This window comes from Nocardia noduli (assembly GCF_019038455.1).
GTDB lineage: Bacteria > Actinomycetota > Actinomycetes > Mycobacteriales > Mycobacteriaceae > Nocardia > Nocardia noduli.
Genome location: NZ_JAFMPL010000005.1, coordinates 104385 through 123384 on the forward strand (window position 1 = coordinate 104385; position 19000 = coordinate 123384).

Annotated in this window: 21 protein-coding genes; 16 read left to right on the forward strand and 5 right to left on the reverse strand. The window is 66.4% G+C overall.

Annotated features, from left to right (window positions below):
* The first annotated feature begins 263 nt into the window (after window positions 1-263).
* The 12 genes from JZ792_RS05700 to JZ792_RS05755 all read left to right on the forward strand — a co-directional run bounded on the left by JZ792_RS05700 (window position 264) and on the right by JZ792_RS05755 (window position 11595).
* Entirely contained in the window at window positions 264-1529 is a 1266-nt protein-coding gene (locus JZ792_RS05700) for an ATP-grasp domain-containing protein (RefSeq protein WP_216907554.1), read from the forward strand.
* A complete protein-coding gene (locus JZ792_RS05705) occupies window positions 1526-2386 on the forward strand; it encodes a Rossmann-like domain-containing protein (protein WP_216907556.1) in 861 nt (286 codons plus the stop codon). The genes JZ792_RS05700 and JZ792_RS05705 overlap by 4 nt, the downstream gene beginning before the upstream one ends.
* Window positions 2383-3453 (forward strand): PLP-dependent cysteine synthase family protein, encoded by a 1071-nt coding sequence (locus JZ792_RS05710; protein ID WP_216907558.1) that lies wholly within the window; start codon window positions 2383-2385, stop codon window positions 3451-3453. The genes JZ792_RS05705 and JZ792_RS05710 overlap by 4 nt, the downstream gene beginning before the upstream one ends.
* Window positions 3450-4496, forward strand: a complete 1047-nt coding sequence (locus tag JZ792_RS05715) for an enolase C-terminal domain-like protein (RefSeq protein WP_216907560.1) — start codon at window positions 3450-3452, stop codon at window positions 4494-4496. The genes JZ792_RS05710 and JZ792_RS05715 overlap by 4 nt, the downstream gene beginning before the upstream one ends.
* The gene (locus JZ792_RS05720) at window positions 4493-5809 is read left to right on the forward strand and encodes an MFS transporter (protein ID WP_216907562.1); all 1317 of its coding nucleotides are present in this window, start codon (window positions 4493-4495) and stop codon (window positions 5807-5809) included. The genes JZ792_RS05715 and JZ792_RS05720 overlap by 4 nt, the downstream gene beginning before the upstream one ends.
* Window positions 5790-6644 carry a class I SAM-dependent methyltransferase gene (locus tag JZ792_RS05725; RefSeq protein WP_254189352.1) on the forward strand — a complete coding sequence of 285 codons (855 nt, stop codon included), beginning with the start codon at window positions 5790-5792 and terminating at the stop codon, window positions 6642-6644. Before JZ792_RS05720 ends, JZ792_RS05725 begins: the two co-directional genes overlap by 20 nt.
* Window positions 6641-7564, forward strand: coding sequence for a GHMP family kinase ATP-binding protein (locus JZ792_RS05730; protein WP_216907564.1), 924 nt, complete (start codon window positions 6641-6643; stop codon window positions 7562-7564). Before JZ792_RS05725 ends, JZ792_RS05730 begins: the two co-directional genes overlap by 4 nt.
* A 4-nt stretch (window positions 7565-7568) precedes the next feature.
* Window positions 7569-8405 carry an ABC transporter ATP-binding protein gene (locus JZ792_RS05735; protein ID WP_216907566.1) on the forward strand — a complete coding sequence of 279 codons (837 nt, stop codon included), beginning with the start codon at window positions 7569-7571 and terminating at the stop codon, window positions 8403-8405.
* The gene (locus tag JZ792_RS05740; RefSeq protein WP_216907568.1) at window positions 8402-9487 is read left to right on the forward strand and encodes a FecCD family ABC transporter permease; all 1086 of its coding nucleotides are present in this window, start codon (window positions 8402-8404) and stop codon (window positions 9485-9487) included. Before JZ792_RS05735 ends, JZ792_RS05740 begins: the two co-directional genes overlap by 4 nt.
* Before the next feature lie 31 nt (window positions 9488-9518).
* Complete coding sequence (locus JZ792_RS05745) at window positions 9519-10502, forward strand: ABC transporter substrate-binding protein (protein ID WP_216907570.1); 984 nt, start codon at window positions 9519-9521, stop codon at window positions 10500-10502.
* Window positions 10499-11044 (forward strand): GNAT family N-acetyltransferase, encoded by a 546-nt coding sequence (locus JZ792_RS05750; RefSeq protein WP_216907572.1) that lies wholly within the window; start codon window positions 10499-10501, stop codon window positions 11042-11044. Before JZ792_RS05745 ends, JZ792_RS05750 begins: the two co-directional genes overlap by 4 nt.
* A 101-nt stretch (window positions 11045-11145) precedes the next feature.
* Window positions 11146-11595: a Fur family transcriptional regulator gene (locus JZ792_RS05755; protein ID WP_254189353.1), complete on the forward strand. Its 450-nt coding sequence runs from the start codon at window positions 11146-11148 to the stop codon at window positions 11593-11595.
* A gap of 1024 nt (window positions 11596-12619) precedes the next feature.
* Here JZ792_RS05755 and JZ792_RS05760 read toward each other — a convergent pair.
* Window positions 12620-14020, reverse strand: coding sequence for an MFS transporter (locus JZ792_RS05760; protein WP_216907690.1), 1401 nt, complete (start codon window positions 14018-14020; stop codon window positions 12620-12622).
* Here JZ792_RS05760 and JZ792_RS05765 point away from each other — a divergent pair.
* Complete coding sequence (locus tag JZ792_RS05765; RefSeq protein ID WP_254189354.1) at window positions 13968-14840, forward strand: TetR/AcrR family transcriptional regulator; 873 nt, start codon at window positions 13968-13970, stop codon at window positions 14838-14840. The two genes, JZ792_RS05760 and JZ792_RS05765, sit on opposite strands and share 53 nt — an antisense overlap.
* A 231-nt stretch (window positions 14841-15071) precedes the next feature.
* Here the strand turns inward: JZ792_RS05765 and JZ792_RS05770 are convergent, their stop codons facing one another.
* From JZ792_RS05770 to JZ792_RS41850, 4 genes are all read right to left on the reverse strand, one after another.
* Window positions 15072-15260 carry a hypothetical protein gene (locus tag JZ792_RS05770; protein WP_216907576.1) on the reverse strand — a complete coding sequence of 63 codons (189 nt, stop codon included), beginning with the start codon at window positions 15258-15260 and terminating at the stop codon, window positions 15072-15074.
* Window positions 15261-15634: 374 nt separating this feature from the next.
* Window positions 15635-16234 carry an SAM-dependent methyltransferase gene (locus JZ792_RS05775; RefSeq protein WP_308165168.1) on the reverse strand — a complete coding sequence of 200 codons (600 nt, stop codon included), beginning with the start codon at window positions 16232-16234 and terminating at the stop codon, window positions 15635-15637.
* Window positions 16235-16252: 18 nt separating this feature from the next.
* Window positions 16253-16435 (reverse strand): class I SAM-dependent methyltransferase, encoded by a 183-nt coding sequence (locus tag JZ792_RS05780; protein WP_216907578.1) that lies wholly within the window; start codon window positions 16433-16435, stop codon window positions 16253-16255.
* A gap of 302 nt (window positions 16436-16737) precedes the next feature.
* Window positions 16738-17037, reverse strand: a complete 300-nt coding sequence (locus JZ792_RS41850) for a hypothetical protein (protein ID WP_254189355.1) — start codon at window positions 17035-17037, stop codon at window positions 16738-16740.
* Window positions 17038-17636: 599 nt separating this feature from the next.
* On the opposite strand from JZ792_RS41850, the gene JZ792_RS05790 reads away from it, so the two are divergent.
* The 3 genes from JZ792_RS05790 (at window position 17637) to JZ792_RS05800 (ending at window position 18901) form a co-directional block, all read left to right on the forward strand.
* On the forward strand, window positions 17637-17792 hold the full coding sequence (locus tag JZ792_RS05790; protein ID WP_216907582.1) for a hypothetical protein: 156 nt from the start codon (window positions 17637-17639) through the stop codon (window positions 17790-17792).
* 111 nt (window positions 17793-17903) lie between these two features.
* A complete protein-coding gene (locus tag JZ792_RS05795) occupies window positions 17904-18449 on the forward strand; it encodes a hypothetical protein (RefSeq protein ID WP_216907584.1) in 546 nt (181 codons plus the stop codon).
* Complete coding sequence (locus JZ792_RS05800; RefSeq protein WP_216907586.1) at window positions 18446-18901, forward strand: hypothetical protein; 456 nt, start codon at window positions 18446-18448, stop codon at window positions 18899-18901. The genes JZ792_RS05795 and JZ792_RS05800 overlap by 4 nt, the downstream gene beginning before the upstream one ends.
* Window positions 18902-19000: the final 99 nt, after the last annotated feature.

The following is a 19000-nucleotide window of genomic DNA, read 5'->3' on the forward strand; positions in this document are numbered from 1 at the left end:
CCACCACAGCCTCGAGGCGGCCGTCACCTCGGCAGCATTCTTCGGATTGATCGTCGCCTCGCCACCGTTGACCGGCGAACGACTGCCGATCGCGCCGATAGTCCACGACGCCCCGTCGCGCTTCCCGCTCCCATTCGACCCACTCCCGACCGGACAGGCCCGCCTGACACCACACGGTCATCGAAACCTCTTCTGCGAAAGCTGTTTCGAGATTTTTCGGTAACGATTATCATTTCCATACATTCTAGTGACGAGGAGGCCACATGGGACATCTACTCATGGTGGAGAGCTGGGTCGGATCGATGAGCACACTGCTGCCGCGGGGTATCCACGACCGCGGACACAGCTTCACTTTTCTGACCCGGGACCTCGGGCACTACATGCGGGCGGCGGGCGACCCCGCTCACCCGTTGCTGTCGGCGGCGAATATCGTGTCGGCGGAGACCAACGACGAGTCCGCTCTGGCGTCGTACGCACATCGATTGCACGAGGTGCTGCGCTTCGACGGGGTGCTCTCCTCGTGCGACTACTATCTACCGACCGTCGCGGCGATCGCCGCCGAACTCGGGCTGCCGGGGCCGAGCCGTGAGGCGGCGGTCGCAGCGTGCGACAAAGCCATGACCCGCGAAATCTGCGGTGCTGCGGGTGTTCCCGGTCCGCGGTTCGCGGTTGTCGCACGGTGGGAGGAGATCGTCGATGCCGCCGAGGACATCGGGTTCCCGGTGGTGGTGAAGCCCGTCGACCTGTGTGGCGGGATGTTCGTGCGCAAGGTCGACGACGTCGAGCAACTGCGGGCCGCTGTCGACGCGATCGCGGGTTTCCCGGTGAATGCCCGCGGGCAGGTACGCGCCCCGCAGGTGCTGGTCGAGCAGTGTCTGGTCGGTGCGGAGTTCAGCGTCGAGACCGTGTCCCGGGACGGACGTACTTCGATCGTGGGCATCACCGACAAGCGTGTGATCGGTACGGGGTGCTACATCGAGGCCGGGCACATGTTCCCGGCCGCGATCGAGCACGAGGAGGCGGACAGGATCGGTGCACTGGCACTGTCCGCGATAGCGGCCCTGGGGCTGGACAGCACGGTCGCGCACACCGAGATCAAGCTGACCGCCGACGGCCCGCGCCTGATCGAGGTCAATCCCCGCCCTGCGGGTAACCGGATCACCGAGTTGGTACGACGTGTGACCGGTATCGACCTCGCCGCGGCACACGCTGATCTGGCGGCTGGTGTCGAACCCGATCTCACGCCACGTGATACCGGCGTAGGAAGTGCCGCGATCGCCTTCCTGGTACCCGACCGACAAGGCGAACTCGACCGCATCACCGGTGCCGAACAGTGGTCCGCACTCGATCACGTGGTCGAACACACGCTGGCCGCGCCCGGTAAGGACGTGCGCGTGGCGAACAGCAACAACGACTACCTCGCCCACGTAATGGTGGTCGACGAGAAGCCGGGCGCGGCGGCGATGGTCGCCCAGGACCTCATCGCCGGGCTGCGTGTGTCCTATCGCGACAACCGTGATCGCGCATGACCGGAATCGACAAGACCGCGCCCTCGGCGCGGCCCCGAACCGTCGAAGAGCTCACCGATCTGGTCCGCACAGCGGCACTGGGCCCCTCCCCTGACACGATCTCGGTCTCGACGGCCTTCCTCACCACCTACGGCACCCGTCACATCGGACGAGTACACGCCTATCGCAACGAGATCTTGAGCCTTCGGATCGGGTCCGCTGTGGGCTCGTGCGGTTTCGAACCGGAAACCGACCGCGATCACGCCGAAGTCCTCGACGAGTGCGTCGGCGCGAAGGTGAGCGATCTGCTCGACCATGCGATTCCCGCCGTGCGGATCGCCGCACTCGACGGCTACCTCATGTATGTCCACCCGCATCCGCGCGCTGCCGGTCTCGTCGGTGAGCCGGTGCCGGTGAACGGGCCGTCCTCGCTGGCCAAGTCGCAGTCGCGTGCGCGGACGGTCATCGACCTGCTCCCCGCGACGAGGGTGCGCACGGTGCTGGTGATCGGCGTGGTCAATTCGCTATTGGCTCAACTCCGCCAGCGCGGCATGTCCTACATCGCTTGCGACGCCGTGGGTGGCACGACCGAATGGGGCGAACCCGTGCTCACCTCGATCGCCGAGGTGAGCCAGGACTACGACGCGTTGCTCGTCACCGGAATGACCTTGGTGAACGGCAGTTTCGACGCCATCCTGCGGGATTGCGCCCACCGAGGCATCCCTCTGGTCATGTTCGCCCAGAGCGGCAGCGCGGTACTGCCGTGGTTTCTCGGTGAGGACGCGGTCACCGCGATCTCCGCGGAACCGTATCCGTTCTTCGCCCTCGACGGCGGTCCGAGCACACACTTCCACTACCGACGTGCGGAGTCGATATGACCACGGTGACACACCCACACGACGGGCGGCACGGACTTCTCCGCTCGATCGGCGGCACTCCCCTGACCGCGATCCCCGTCGCGGCCGGAAGCGCACGACATTACTGGGCCAAGATCGAAGACGCCGGATTGGGCGGGATGAAAGCACGCGCCGCGGCCTCGATGCTGCTCGCGGCGATCGACCGAGGTGATCTCGCCCCCGGCGCACCGATCATCGAGTCGACCAGCGGCACACTCGGTTTGGGGCTGGCGCTGGCAGGCAGGGCCCTGGGGCATCCGGTCGTCCTGGTGGTCGACCGTGAACTCGAGCCCGACATGCGCAGGTTGTTCGACATCTACGGGGTACATCTCGAGATCGTCGATACCGCGCACCCCGAGGGCGGGTGGCAGCGAGCGCGCCTGGATCGATTGGCCGAAGTGATCGCAGCGACGCCGAACGCCTACTGGCCCGACCAGTACAACAACCCCGACAACGCGCTCGGCTACACCGCGATGGCCGAGGAGATCCTGGCACAGGCCGAACCGATGGACGTACTCGTCGCCAGTGTCGGCTCGGGCGGGCACTGCGCGGGTTTGACCCGGGTCCTGCGTCGGCATTGGCCGCGTCTGCGTGTCGTCGGTGTCGACTCGGTCGGCTCGCGAATCTTCGGTCAGCCGTCGAAGGAGCGGATCATGCGCGGGCTCGGCAGCAGTATCCTGCCCCGCAACGTCGTCTACACCGACTACGACGAAGTGCACTGGGTCGGGCCGGTGGAAACGATCGCGTCGTGTCGTTCGTTGGCCGCACACACATGTCTGGCAGGCGGTTGGAGTACCGGAGCCGCGGCCTTGGTGGCGAATTGGGTGGTGCGACAAGATCCGACCGCACGGGTGCTGACCGTCTTCCCCGATGGTCCGCACCGATACCTGCACACCATCTACAGCGACGCCTGGTGCGCACAGCGTGGTTTGCTGGCCGAGCCGCACACCGAGCCGACCGAGTTGGCGACCCCCGAGGAGCGAGAGGTCGACGGATGGGGCCGGTGTCGTGTTGTGCGCGATCCCGCCGCGGGGCAGGTGCGGGTATGAGACTGGACTGGCACAGCATCCGGATCGATCTGAAGGAACCGCTGCGGATCTCGCGGGCGACGATGTCGACTCGCGACGCGGTATGGGTGACGGTGTCGGAGGGAGATATTCGCGGGCGGGGGGAGGTCGTCACCAGCCCCCGCCTGGGCATCACACTCGAGACCATCGACCACGCGCTGCGTCGCGCCGCGCAGTGGCTCGCCGCCGAGCGCGATCCACGCCATCTCCGCGTCCGCCTTCCCGAACTGCGCGCGGAGTTACGCGACGCGTTGCCGGTGGTCGCCGCAGTCGACGCGGCCGTGCACGAATTCCTCGCGATCCGTGCCGGACAGCCACTGGACGCCTATCTCGGTATGCCGCACTGGGATTCGGTACCCACGGCCTACACACTGGGCATCGTGCCGGTCGATATCGCGGCACGTCATGCCCGCGATCTGGTGTCCGCGGGCTTCACCGTGCTCAAACTCAAACTGGGCAGCGCGGATCCCGCCGAGGACACGGCCAGAGTGCGCGCGGTGCGCGCGGCGGCCCCGAACGCCCGATTGCTGCTCGATCCCAACGGCGCCTGGGACGTCGAGACCGCCGTGACCGTGCTGTGCGACTTGGCCGACGCGGGGATCTCGGCTGTCGAGCAGCCGGTGCCGGCGGGCAGGCTCGACGCACTGGACGCGGTTGCCTCGGCGGTGCCGATGCCGGTGATCGCCGACGAGGACGCGGGCACGGTCGAGCAGTTGGCGGCGCTGCCCGCGTTGGTGGCCGGCATCAACATCAAATTGGCCGAATGCGGCGGTCTGCACGCCGCCGCCGCGATGATCGACTGGGCGCGAACCGCACGGGTGGATGTCATGCTCGGCTGCCAGGCCTCTACATCGTTGAGTATCGCGCCGGCCGCCCATCTCAGTGGGGCCGCGCGCTGGGTCGATCTGGACGGGCACCTGCTCATCGCCGACGACCCGTGGCGGGGTCTTTCCGGCTCCGACGGAGTGTTGCGGCGACCGCCGGGCCTCGGACTGGGAATCGAACCTCACGGAGCCGTGACATGACCACCTTGCGCTTGTTCCGGACGTTCCCCCTGTCGGTCCGGTTGCTGTTGGTCAACCAACTCGCTGGCAACATCGGGTTCTACATGCTCATCCCCTTCCTTGCCGACTACCTGCTCGAGGACCTGGCACTGTCGGCGGCTGTGGTCGGTGTGGTGCTGGGTGTGCGCAACCTCAGCCAGCAGGGCTTGTTCCTGGTAGGCGGCACCGCTGCCGACCGACTCGGCGCGCGGCGGGTGATCATCATCGGGGCCGCGATCCGGGCGACGGGATTCGCTCTGTTCGCCGTGGGTGGTTCGTTGGCGGTGGTCCTGACCGCCTCGGTCCTGACCGGTTTCGCGGGAGCGCTGTTCAATCCGGCGGTCCGTGCCTACATCGCCCGCGACAGCGACGACCGCGCCGCGGACGCCTTCGCGCTGTTCAACATCTTCGGCAACGTCGGGTCGGCGGCCGGACCCATCGTGGGAACGATACTGATCTCGCTGGGCTTCCGGCCGACCGCCGTCGTCGCCGCGGCAGTGTTCCTCACGTTGACCATTGCCCAGTTCCTGCTACTACCGGAGCGCCGAGTCACACCGAGCGGCACCAGCCTGTTCGGTGACCTCACCAACCTGGTCGGGCATCGCGTGTTCTGGATGTTCGCCGTCGCCCTCATGGGAATGTTCGCACTGCAGAGTCAGATCTATTTCATCTTCACCCTGCAAGCCCAAGATGCCGCAGGCGACACCGCCGGGGCCGCAGCCGTCGCCGCGCTGTTCCTCACCGAGACGATCGTCATCCTGGCACTGCAGGTCAGGATCACACGAGCATTCGGCAACCGTGCGCGAGGTCCGGCCATGGCCCTCGGCATGAGCGTGATGGGCGCTGCCTTCCTGGTTCCGCCCGCGGCGGTGCGTGTCATCGACGCGATCACCGACGGACCGGTTCCCACAGCGGCGCAGGTCGTTCCTGTGCTCGTCGCCGCAGCCATCCTGGCCATCGGCATCATGACCGTTCAACCGTTCGTCTTGGAACTCGTTCCCCGCTTCGCCGGACCCAGTCTCACCGGAACCTACTACGGCGCTTTCTATCTCGTCTCCGGGGTGTTCACGGTGACACTCACCTCGGCGGTCGGCGCCGCGATCGACCGTTTGGGGGGAGCGTCGGCGTGGTGGCCCGCACTGCTGTGCGCGGGCACAGGTTTCGCTTCCGCGGCAGCGGTGACCGCGCTACACCGAGTCGGCGCACTGCCCGCGCCCGGCGGTGGCAACGCCGCAGACCGGGTCCCGACCGTTCTCGTGAAAGGCGAATCCGACGATGACACCGACCGGCGCTGACCCGATGCTGATCAGCGAGAACTTGCTGACCGACAATCCCGCCCTGTACGAGCAGACCTTCCCCGACACCGGCGAACGCAACGCCCGCTTCGTCGACGACCTGGTGACCCGTTATGCCGACACCGAGCCCATCCCCGGTTCACGGCTGTTGGATGTGGGCGCGGGCACCGGACGTGACGCAGCGCGGCTGGCCGAGATCGGCTATCGCGTCACCGGAATCGACATCTCCGACCGGATGGTCGCCTACGCGAGCGCGAAGTACCCCGGTCAGGATTTCCGAGTGGGCGACGCCCGCGACGTCACCGTGCCCGAACCCGTGGATGTTCTCACGTGCTTGGGCAGCACATTGCTGCATCTGCACGACACCGACGACATCCGTGCCGCGCTGGTCTCGTTCTTCGGGTGTCTGCGCGAGGGCGGATTGCTGATCATGGAGATGCGCAACGCCGCGTTCCTGCTCACCGACCGCGGCCGCCGCGAACTGCTCGATCAGGAATCGGTGCGCCGGATCGAATGGGAGGGCGTCGGCTACACCTCCCGTACCTCGCTGTCGATCGATCTGCCGGCACAGCTGCTGCGTCGGCGGCGGGTCTGGACGTGGGACGGCTGTCCGGAACCGGTCAGCCAGGACACAGCCTGGCGTCTGCTGTTTCCCCAGGAACTGCGACACCTGTTGGCTCTGTCCGGTTTCGGTGTCGTTGCCCTGTTCGATCGTCCCGGACCGCTCACCGAGCCGGCGTGGCCCGGCGACGGCGTACTCGAGGACCGGCTCGAGGACGACCGTCTACACGTCGTGGCGCGGCGTCGTCCCCACCTCACATCGGCCCCGTCGTGAGCGGACCGCGAGAGATCGGCGTCGGCAGCGCGTTCGGAAGCTGCGGGGAACTGTTGCAGGGCATCACTTCCGAGCACCGTGACTTCTTGGTCACCCTCCCGATTCGGCAGGGCTCGGTCGCGGTGTTCGAACCCGATCCACACCAGGACCGCGTCCACGTCTCGCCCTCGCACAAGACCAAGGCACGCCGCTTGGTGGAGATGATGCTGGGCAGAACCTCCCGAGGCCAGGGCGGGCGGCTCACGATCGTCAGCGAGTTGCCCGAGGGCAAAGGGCTCGCCAGTTCCACCGCCGACCTGGTGGCGACCGCCCGGGCGGTCGCCAACTCCCAAGGTTGCGCGATCACCGCTCACGAAATCGAAGCCGACCTGCGGCACATCGAACCTTCCGACGGCGTCATGTATCCCGGCGCGGTCGCTTTCTACCACCGAGAGGTGCAATTGCTTTCCCGACTGCGGCCCTTGCCGCCGATGACGATCGTGCTCGGCGACGAAGGCGGACAACTCGACACCGTGGAGTTCAACCGACGCGACAAACCGTTCTCCGCCGCAGACGGGCACGAATACAGCACGATGCTCGCCGACCTCGCCGCCGCCATCGCTTGCGGTGATCTCGCCACGATCGGCGCCATCTCCACACACAGCGCCGTCAAGAACTCCGTACTGCGCGAACGCCCACATCTCGAGGCCGTCGCCGACCAGACTCGTCGGCTCGGGGCCCTCGGCGTCGTGATCGCACACAGCGGCACGACCACCGGCATCCTGCTGTCGGACGCCGATCCCGATCATGACCTCAAACTCGTTCGGGCGCAGGAGATATGCGAGGGCTTCGCGACGTCGATCTCGGTGCATCGCACCTGGCGACCGGGTCCGCCGGACTGGCCTGTCGGCCCCGGGTCGCCCGCTCGGTCGCCGGAGTGAGCGCATGATCACCCTCGAGGACGTCCACTTCGACTACGACGGCAAGACCGTGCTGACCGACATCGGGCTGGTCGCCGATTCCGGTATCAGTCTGGGACTGATCGGGCCCAACGGATCCGGCAAATCGACCCTGCTGCGATTGATCTACCGAGCGCTGCGCCCGCGTGGCGGAACCATCATGATCGACGGAACGCCGGTCGAGTCCATGCGCGGAAAGCAGATGGCCGCCCGCCTCGCCGTCGTCACCCAGGAATCCTCGAGCGAGACCCCCATCACGGTCGCGGAAATGGTGCTGCTCGGCCGGTCACCGTGGGTCGGGGCGTTCCAGGGCTACTCCCGCGAGGACCGGGTCGCCGCCGCCGCGGCCATGCGCCGAGTCGGCGTTCGCGAATTCGCCGACCGCAGCTACGCCTCACTCTCGGGCGGGGAACGCCAGCGGGTTCTGATCGCCCGCGCGCTGGCCCAGGACGCCGACCACATCCTGCTCGACGAGCCCACCAACCACCTCGACGTCCGCTACCAACACGAACTGCTCAGCCTCGTGAGCGAACTGGCGGTCACCACGGTGGTAGTCCTGCACGACCTCAACCTCGCCGCCCGCTACTGCGATCGCCTCGTCCTGCTCGAGAGAGGCCGGATCACCGCAGCGGGACCGGTCGAGGAGGTATTGACCCCGGAAGTACTCGAGCCCGTCTATCAGGTCTCGGTGCAGCGCTCGATCGCTTTCGGGTCCACCCAATTGCTCTTCGGACCACGGCGGACCACGTCGCTATCCGCGAAAGATTCGGCGGCCAGCCCCGTCCACACCGCGGTCGATGACGGGAAGGTAGTGCACTCGTGACCACCACCACCCTGGCACCGCGAACCGTCGATGACCTCGATCACGCCGGGAAGCGTTGGATCACCCTCGCCTGGATCGGTGGACTCGGTGCGACACTCATCGCCACCATCGTCGTCGCGACCGGGTTGGGCCCGGTCTGGGTGCCGCCCTCGACAGTCGCCGAGATCGTGGGCCACCACATGTTCGGATGGCCGGACGCCGTCGGCTGGAGCCGAGCCCACGACTCGATCGTGTGGCAGGTGCGCATCCCCCGGGTGCTGCTGGGAGCCTGCGTCGGCGCCGCGCTGGCCGTCAGCGGCGTGGTCTTGCAGACCATCATCCGCAACGCGCTGGCCGATCCACACATCCTCGGCGTCACCTCGGGCGCTTCCACCGGTGCCGCGGTCTGTCTGCTGTTCGGTTCGACCACCGCCGTCTCTACGGCCGCCCTCACCTCGAGCGCGTTCCTCGGAGCGATGATCGCCACCGTCCTGCTGTTCCTCGTCGCCAGGATCAACGGCCAGATGACCTCCCTGCGTCTACTGCTCGGCGGCGTCACCATCGGCTACATCTTCTCCGCGGCGACCAGCTTCCTCATCTTCGCCTCGGACTCCCCCGAAGGCGCGCGCGCGGTGCTGTTCTGGCTGCTGGGGTCGTTGGGCTCGGCGGCATGGAGCTCGGTCGGCCTCACCAGCGCCGTGGTCCTGGTCTTCCTCGGCGTCCTGTTCGTCATGAGTACACGATTCGACGCACTGGCCATCGGCGACGACACCGCACGAACACTGGGGTTCTCACCGATCCGCTTACGCATCTACGCCTTGGGCATCGTCGCACTGGGTGTCGGCGCTGTGGTCGCGGTGTCGGGCGCGATCGGATTCGTCGGATTGATCATCCCGCACATCGCCCGCCTCTGTGTCGGAAGCACCCACCGTGCCCTCATTCCGGTCTCGGCGCTGATCGGCGCGATCTTCCTCGTCGCCGCCGACGTCGTCGCCCGCACAGCATTCGCCCCACGCGAACTACCGCTGGGAATCGTCACCGCGGTCGTCGGCGCGCCTCTACTGCTCGTTCTCATCCGCCGCATGCGCGGCACACACACGTAATCCCCTGCCCAGAAAAGGAACAACGACAACAGTGAAATCCCTCCACCTTCGGCGCCTCCGGCGACCGGCACTCCTGTCTGCCGCGGTCGCACTCGTCGCGGGACTCACCGCGTGCGGCGGCACCACCTCCTCGGAGACGACCCGAACGGCCCCCGGCTTCCCGATGACGATCTCGAGCTGTGGACGCGACGTCACCTTCGACGCGCCGCCGCGACGAGCGGTCACCGTCGGATCGATCGGCGCGCCGATGATCGCCGCGGCCGGAGCCGCCGACCGCGTCGTCGCCCGCACCTTCGAAACCTCTCCCTTCCCGGGCCAATACGCCGATCGACTCGCCCACGCCGAATTCGTCGCCGCCACCGCGGAGTTGGCCCGCGAGGAGATCATCAACCGGACACCCGATGTGGTCGTGAGCTTCGAGGGCGCGGCCGTCTCCGCCGACGACCTCGCGCCGATGGGCATCCCCGTGCTGGTCACCCGCGGATACTGCCAGAACGCCGCCGGAAGTTTCGAGGACGTCCTCGCCGACATCGAACTGTACGGAAAGCTCTTCGGCACCGAACAAGCCGCCGCCACCGAGGCAGCGGCCCTACGTGGGCGTATCAACGCGGTAGCCGGCAAACAGAAACCCGGCACCCCACAGCGGCCCGCGGCCGCGCTGATCCTCGCCCGCGACGGATCGACCCTCAACGCCTACGGCGCCACCAGCACCGTCAACACCCAAATGACGATGCTCGGCCTGAACAACATCTTCGGCGACGTCGCCAAACGCCAGTTCGGCGCCAACACCGAAACCCTCATCCAACGCGACCCCGAGGTCGTGGTCCTGCTGACCCAAGGCGATCAGACACCCGAATCCGTGCGCCAAGCACTGCGCGCCCGCCCCGAACTCGCGTCGATGAAAGCGATCCGGGACGACCGGATCATCGTCATTCCGTTCGGCTATACCGGACCGGGACCCGTCGCCGTGGAAGGCCTCGAAGTGCTGGCCGACAAGTTGGCGGGTCTGCGATGAGCGCGCCGACCCACGTAGGAACCGAATACGCGATCCGGGAAGCCCGCGCCCAAGACATGCCCGCCGCGCGGCGCATCATGCTCGACACCTTCTACAACGTACTCGGCTGCGGCTACCTGCCCGAACACCACGACGACGTCATCGATCCGGAGAAGACCTACCTCCAGCACCCCGACCAACGCCTGTGGGTCGCCGTACGCGACGAAGAGGTAGTGGCCACCACCGCGATCCAGGCCCGCGGTCCGCGGACCCCACCACACCCGGCATGGTTGGCCGAACAGTTCCCCGACGGCGTCACCGCTCAACTGTTCCGGGTCTACGTCGACCCCGGGCACCAGCGGCGCGGTCTGGCGACACGCTTGGTGCGTCACGCCATCGAATTCGTTCGACAGAATCCCAACCTCCGTCGGCTCTATCTCCACACGGATGCGAAATCACCCGGAGCACTCGAGTTCTGGCAGACCTTCGGCACCGTGATCCACGACGCCCGCACCCCGACCTCCGTATTCCAGACCGTCCATCTGGAGATCTCCCTGGACTGACCAAGCTCGACACCCAACCGACCGGTCAGGCTGTCCTGCCTACGGACAGGACAGCCACCCGTTCGGCCACCGACACCGTCCCGAACCCGACAAGGCCGACGATGACACCGCGCCTCCGCGATGCGAATGCACCCGCACGACGTGCCCAGCGAGCCCGCTGGCAGTCCAGCGTGCTCGCCGCCCTGAAGCGAGATGACCATTTCCGAAGCGCGCAGCAACTACACCTCGACCTGCACACCACCTTTGCCACCAGCATCGCCCTGACCACGGTCTACCGAATCCTGCGCCGCCTCACCACACAGCAGATAGTGGAGACACAGCGCGCAGAGAACGACGAACTGCTCTACAGGATTCGCGACGACTCCGGACACCACCACTACCTACTCTGCCGAACATGTGGCCGCGCCGAAAGATTCGCCGTCGAACCCTTCGAGCGCCGAATCGACTCCTTCGCTTCGGCGCACGGATACGCCGACATCGACCACCGCATCGACATCTACGGCACCTGCGCCGAATGCCACGCCGGATCGAGCCGACCAACGAAAACATGACTCACCGAGTCGAGCGCGCCCTACAGTTGGCACCGGCCTGAAGCCCCAGAAGAGCGGCGGTGCACAGCACCGCCCCAGGGGCCGCGCTACCGCAGTCGCCAGCGACCCGGTGAAACCTGCTGCCACCAGGTCCGGTTCGCCCAGTAGGAACGCCGGAGCGGTCGCGCGATCAGCACGATCGAATTCCCCCGCCGGGGCGGACAATATGCGCCGGCGGGGTGCGCCCAATTCTGTGAGGCGCCGTGCCACCGGCAACACACCGTACTCGCAGCCAGGCACCCCTCGCTTCGTCGCACCCGCGGTCGAGACTTCGGCAAAGGCACCCGCCGTCGCGCATTCCGCATTCAGCACCGACACGTTCGATGATTTCCGCGCGTGCTGCTTGCGGGTTGTCGCCGATGTACTCGACGACGACAACAAGCTGGTCGCGACGTATGCCAGCACCGGTGCCACCGACGGCGCCGACGCCACCGGGACGTACACCCGCGACAACGGCCGCGGTCCTCGACCATCCAAGTGGACAGCCTGCGCGTCGATGCCATCGCCACACAACCGAGCGGCAGCCTGTTTGCCCTGGTCGAGGTTGCGAGCGCCCACCAGGATCGTCATGCCGAGTGCCCCAATCCAGTAGCGATCTCATAATCGTGGCGATGGCCAGCGCGGCGATCGGTTCGGCCCACGACCAGCCGACAGGCTGTTGAGAGCAGTCCGACCCCAGCACCGTGAGAGGTGGGTGCACAGCAGGGGCTGCGCGGAAACGGTCCGCCGAACCGGATCCGAGCCTGCGCTCGGCGCAACGCTGCGCATGCGGCAGCACCGACGTCACAGCCAAGGCACACCGCCGCCAGAATGACGCCGTACAGCGAGTGCTGAGTCTGCCCGCCGCGATCGACAGCTCGACAGCTCGACAGCTCGACAGTGAGGGTACTCACTCATCCTTGATGCTTTCCTCTTTCGTCGAGGCTGGCGACCTTCACACATCCATATCGGTCGAGACCACGCAGCGACCCCGTGTCACTGTCGACTACTCGACCGGAAGGTCCGCCGCGGCAGGCGACGGGTGCGGCAGCGCCTCGCCGGTATCCGATACCTGCGGTTTCGGGCGGGAAACCGGAACGATCGCAGTCGCTGCGACAGCTCCGATGGCGAGGAGGCCGGCGGCTACTCGCAGGGCCGTGGCGAAACCGTCAGACAGCGCGTCTGGCGTTATCCCGTCGCCGGTGACGGAACTGGCCACGGCGACCAGGACCGCCAGCCCCAACGCACCACCGAGCTGGCGAGCACTGCTGAGGATTCCCGAGGCGAGTCCTGCCTGTTCGACGGGCACTCCCGAGGTGGCCGCCAGGCCCATCGCCACCATCGCGGCACCGACACCGACACTGCAGACCAGCGACGGCCCCAGAATCGCGGTAGCGAAACTACTTGTCGGCCCGGCGAATCCGAACCAGAAAAGCCCTGCGGCGCCGAGTAGACCACCGGCGAGCAGCACCGGCCGGGGTCCATGGTCGCGGGCCACGGCCTGGGCGGCGCGCAACCCGATCACGATGCCGACGCAGAATGGCAGGAAGGACAGGCCGGTCTCGGTGGGGCTGTAGCCCAGTACACGTTGCATGATCTGGGAGACGAAGAAGAAGCTGGCGATCTGGGCAGAGGTGAGCAGGAATCCGAAGACCGAGGCACCTATCAATGAACGCCGCCGCAGAAACCCCAGCGGCACCAGCGGATCCGTCACCCGAGCTTCGACGACCACGAAAACCAGCAGGGCGACCATGCCCCCACCGAACCAGCCCAACACTCGTGTCGCAGCCCAACCTCGCTCGCCGGTCTCGATCACACCCATCACCAAGGCCGTGACACCTGCGGTGACGAGCAGTCCACCGAGGACGTCGGGCCGCCGATGACCGGCAGGTATCCGATTGTCCACGCCGCGCAGTACCGCGACTATCGCGGCGATCACGAACACGACATTGACCCACATCACCCAACGCCAGTTCAGGTGGTCGGTGAGCAGCCCGCTCAGCACCACCCCGAGTGCGCCACCGGCCGCGCCAGCACCACCCCAGATGGCCATTGCCTTGTTGCGCGCGGCGCCTTCCTCGAATTCCGAGGTCACCAGCGCCAGCGACATCGGCGTGAGCACCGCGGCCGCGACACCTTGCAAACCACGACCAGCGATCAATTGCCACCCCTCCTGCGCGGCACCTCCGAACAGGCTGGCCGCCGCGAAGACACCGAGCGAACAGAGCAGCAGCGTGCGACGTCCGACCAGGTCGGCGAGTCTGCCGCCCAGCATCAGCAATCCGGCATACGGCAGCAGAAACGCGTTGATCACCCAAGCCAGACCGGTCGGCCGGAGGTCGAGTGCGGCGTCCATGGCCGGCAACGCGACATTGACGATCGACAGGTCGAGAGAAACCAGGAACATCGTCAAGAACACGACGGCCGATGCGGCGCCTCGGTGTGTGGTCGGCTGCTCGGACACCACGTACCTCCTATTTAATAACGCGTATTTTTATCAAGGTAAGCACACCCTTACCCGAATGTCGAGAGTCGCCGCGCGAAGAATCACCGCCATGCCCGATTCCCCGAGCTCTCGTCGCGGACGCCCGATCCGGCTGCCGCGCGACACGGTCGTCACCGCTGCCACCCGACTGCTCGCCACCGGTGGTGCGGAAGCCTTCAGCATGCGTCGGCTGGCCGACGACCTCCAGGCCAGCACGGCCGCGATCTACCATCACTTCCCCACCAAGGCAACGCTTTTCACGGTGGTACTCGGCGAGCTCGCAGACGCCATGCAACGCCCCGAATTGCCCGATGCGCCCAGGGACCGCCTGATCGCCATAGTGTGCTACCTCATCGACACCCTGGACCAGCTACCTTGGGTGGCAGACATTCTCGTCACCGGTCAGAGCACCGGTCGCTCCGCCATGTGGATGCTCAACGAATTCATCTATGCCGCAAACGCACTAGGCGCCTCCGACCGCAAGGCCGGATATCTATACCTCACCGTCTGGCGGTTTGTGGTCGGCGAGCTGATGAGCCGCCGCGCGGCACAAGCCCATCGCGACACCGAACTCGCCCAGCCCTACTGGTCGGACCTGATCACCACCGATCAGCTTGCCGACTTCCCCACCGTCGCGCGACTGCTCCCCCAGTGGGCCGACATCCGCGCCGAATTCCGTACCGAGACAGCAGTTGCCGATGTCATCGACGGACTCATCGCAAGCATCACACGGCACAGTTGACATCGAGAACGAAGCTCACATGATCACGGCTATCGAGGCGCCAGGCGATTCGGAAGATCGACTGTGTGCGGTTCTGTACCGGCGTGTTGGGGTTGGGCCGAGTTGCCCAAACCGCCGCGACTCGCGGTACAGGGTCGATGTTGGTTCCGCGTGCCGGGGCATGGTGTCCGGATGCAGAGTTACACGCGATCGAGGAATCCGAACACCGCGCCGAGATCTACCCGACCACGGTCAGGAGGTGTCGCCCGGCCTCAGTCGTCCCCGGAAGGTCACCTGGGTGGCATTGGCTCTGACCCACGCCGAGATCGCGGCCTTGTGCTCGGCAGTGAGCAGTTCCCAGCAGGCGCGCCGCACGTGTCGAACAGACATCCGGTGGTCATCGAACAGCCGCGAGAGCTCGCCGAACTGCGCCGACGTCACGAACACCACACCGTACCGACCAACGAAAACATGACTCACCGAGTCGACCGGGCCCTACAGTTGGCACCAGCCTGACGCCCCGGAAGAGCGGCAGGGCACAGCACCGCCCCAGAGGGCCGCGCTACCGCAGTCGCCAGCGACCCGGTGAAACCGGCCGCCACCATGCCCGGTTCGTCCAGGAGGAACGCCGGAGCGGTCGCGATCAGCACGATCGAATTCTGCCGCGAGGACGGACAATATGCGCCGGCGGGGTGCGCCTAATTCGGTGAGGCGCCGCGCCACCGGCAACACACCGTACTCGCAGCCAGGCACCCCTCGCTTCGCGCAACGGCGACACTGGTCGGGCAGGTTGATTGCGCCGCGGTACTTTACGGTCAGGTCATCGGCCGAGTACCGACTCCCACCAGTGTGGTGGCGTCCAGATGCCGGACCCCGGCCTCGTTCAACGAAGCCAGATAGGCTCGGCGCACGGCCTCTACACCGGAGGTGTCCAGTCCCGCGAGTGCGGCGGCGAATCCCGATCCCGTGACCACGAGCCAAGCCAACTCCGGTGTGATCGGCAGCACGAGTTCGTGTTCGGTCACTTCGACCTGCGTCAGCCCGCGGTCGGTCAGCCACCCGCGATAGGTCTCGGGCTGGTTGATGCGATCGATGAGATGTTGTTTCCGCGATTCTGCCGCGGTCCCGGTGACCTGCGCTACCGCGCCGCGCAAGTGCTGTCCGGCCGTTTCCATCGCTCCGCGACGCCAGATCGTCAAACCACATCGTCCCCCGGCCCGAGCCCGGGCGATGACATGTTCGGTACCGGAGGCCATCTGCAAAAAGAAGAAGATACCCAGCACTGCCTGGACCACGTCATAGTCGCGATCCGGCCAGGTCGTGGCATCAGCCACGTGAGTGTGCAACTGCGGCAACCCTCTCGCCCGTCCCCGCAACTGTCCGAGCAGCACTTCTGCCTGATCCACCGCATCCACGCGCCCCGTCTCTCCTACCTAGAGCGCTGCGGGAATCGCCGAAGCACCGGTCCCGCAGCAGACATCGAGCACCCGCTCGCCCAACTGGGGACCGGTGGCGGCGACAGTCGCCGCCCCGATCGGCTCCCATAAGTACTCACCCAAGCGGTCGAAATCACCCCCGGTGCTGTCGAACGCCTTTGTGAAACCCTCGTCGGACATGAGTTCACAGTACCGATTATCATTCCCATTTACCGTTCGAGTCCTCGATAGATCCGGCCCCGCCCCAGGAATCGCGCAAGTCGAGCCACACCGACCCACACGCGGTCGCGGTGCCGAATCGAGGCGCGCAGCTGCCTGCGGATTGTTCGGTTAGCCAACGGATCAGTTAGGTCACATCGCGCCCTCAACGCCACCTGTTACAAGATCGAGTTCGCTCGCCTCAGATCTTGACACTCAGCAACCGGGCCAGTCTCAAAGTCTCACCCTCCGAGAGGCCCTTGTCGCCACGGCGCAGTTGCCGTTCAGTGCTCGTCGTAGTGTCCACCGTGAGCCGCGTGGCGACATCCGTCGTGGACATAGTCGACATGATCACCGTGAGGTACGGCGACATGTCCGCAGCCCGCCCCATGGACATGGTCGTGGCCATCGTGAGCGTGGTGCGCCTCAGGCTCGCATTCATCGAAATGACCGTTGTGGGCACGATGAATATGCCCGTCGTGGACATAGTCCACATGGTCGCCGTGCGGAAAGGCAACATGCCCGCAGCCTTCCCTGTGGACATGCGTGTGATCACTGTGTTCCTGATGCAGAGTCGCTGTCATCGAACCTCTTGAAGTCGGGAGCGCCGATCCAACCAACGCTCATACATGTCTGAATGCGCATAAGACTACTAGTTAGCGAGTTGGATGCCGAGCGCGACACGTGAGTGCGCCCGAACATCGGTGGTCACCTTCGCCTGATCACGTATGGGGGCCTGTTGACGTCCGGGCCGACGACGAGCCCAGCGAGAACTCCACGATCCCGCGCTGGCTGACCCACATCGAGCGCGGCTCCTCCCATCACAGAGCAAGACGCCGGGAACCTCCACGAACGCCAGAGCCACCAGGTGCTCATCGCCCAAGGCGCTGCACACCCGATCCAGTCCTATCGCACCGCTGCCGTCGATGGCGCGCATGAATGGCCACCAGTAGCACGCGAAGACCCTGTCACCGAAGAAATCGAGCGCTTCTGCGCTTGTCCGCAAGCTGCACGGCCTGCCCGGTGGCGCGACATCAGAAAGCGAATAGCCAGCCACGCGATCACGGCTTCCCGCCAGCCTCATACGACCAGATCAGTACTAGACACCAGTCTCGGGTGCCACTCCGTAGTCCAGTTAAGCGCGTCGTGCGTGTTCTGCATCTATTCATCCAGGTCAGGACTGGTGCAGGCCGCGCGCCTGCATCCCGAGCTGGCCGCGCAGTACGCCGCGGTCGAGGCCGACATCGGGCACCGCTTCCGTGTGGATGTGTCCATGGCCGAGGTCGTCGCCGACGCCACCACCACCGACACCGGGCCGGTCGCCGACTGGATCGACTGAATCCGCCCGCAGCACGCTCGGCTCCCCGCAGTGCGGTTCGTGTTCCGGCACGACCTGTCCCGCCCCGGGAGCCGCATGCCCACATCCGAACCGGCAGAAAGGAAGAACGTCGTGAGTGACGACGAGATCGACGCCTATCACCCCGATTTCGACCCCTACATGCCCGATGAGCATCGGGTCGAGAACGCGGTGAAGGTGTACATGGTGTTCGAGGACGGCCGATGGGCTCTGGACGAATTGATCCAGCAGGGCCAGCCGCTCGATGAGGTACACGACAAGACCCGGTGCAGCTACGAACAACCGCGCCAGTTCTGCGTGGTCTGCTCGACTCCGCACGGCCTGGCCGAGATCGAGGCCGCAGATCAGGCCCCGATGCCCAACGGGCGGCAACTGCTGGCCATGCTGGCCGAGGAGTTCGGGTTCGAACTCGTCCCGACCGCGTTGGCAGGACCTGGGCCACAGATCACGCGGCTGAGCGAGCAGGTCCAGACCCTGCTGGACAAGCGCAGTGAGGTGGATGAACTCGGTGACAAGCTCGCCGAAGCCTTCGTCGCCGCGGTCGAGGTGTCGACCTACCTCAACCTCCAGCCCCGCCGCGGACGACTGCGCGCCCTGCGGACCCTGGTCTCCCACCTCACCAGCAAACCCGCCGCATGACCGGCAACGACGGCCACGCGGTGGATGCGCACCACACCTCGGCCGAATTCGCGCGATCGGCGTCGACCCGGATCCGGGTCGACGACGCCACGATCGCGCGCCGCCACGCCACGGTGGCGGTCCGCTGCGGGTGCCCGGAGTCGGCGCGCTCGGTCTTGGGCGGTGTCCACGTGTCCCACGACCAACGGTGTCTGCACGGTGAACCGCGCCGTTACGTGTGGTGCTATGCGGGTGCCCTGTACACCGGCAGTCTCGCCGACTACGGCGAGCACTTTCAATCCCTGGACCCTGATGCGCGGTACCGGCTCGCCGCCGCCGGGGACGAACTGCGCACTTGGACCGAGCACTACCGGCTGGAAATCGCCACCACCCCGGCCGATGGCTTCCGCGTCCGCTACCGCCTGGCCGTCGTCGACGAGTGGGTGGACCTGGTCCTCGACCCGTCCTGGTGACCGGTCCAGACCGGCGCGACGCCCGGAGTTCGAGTCCACCACGGCCTTCCGGCAGCCCGCGCTGTGCCGCGTGGTTCGGGTTCCCGCCCGCTGTTGTGG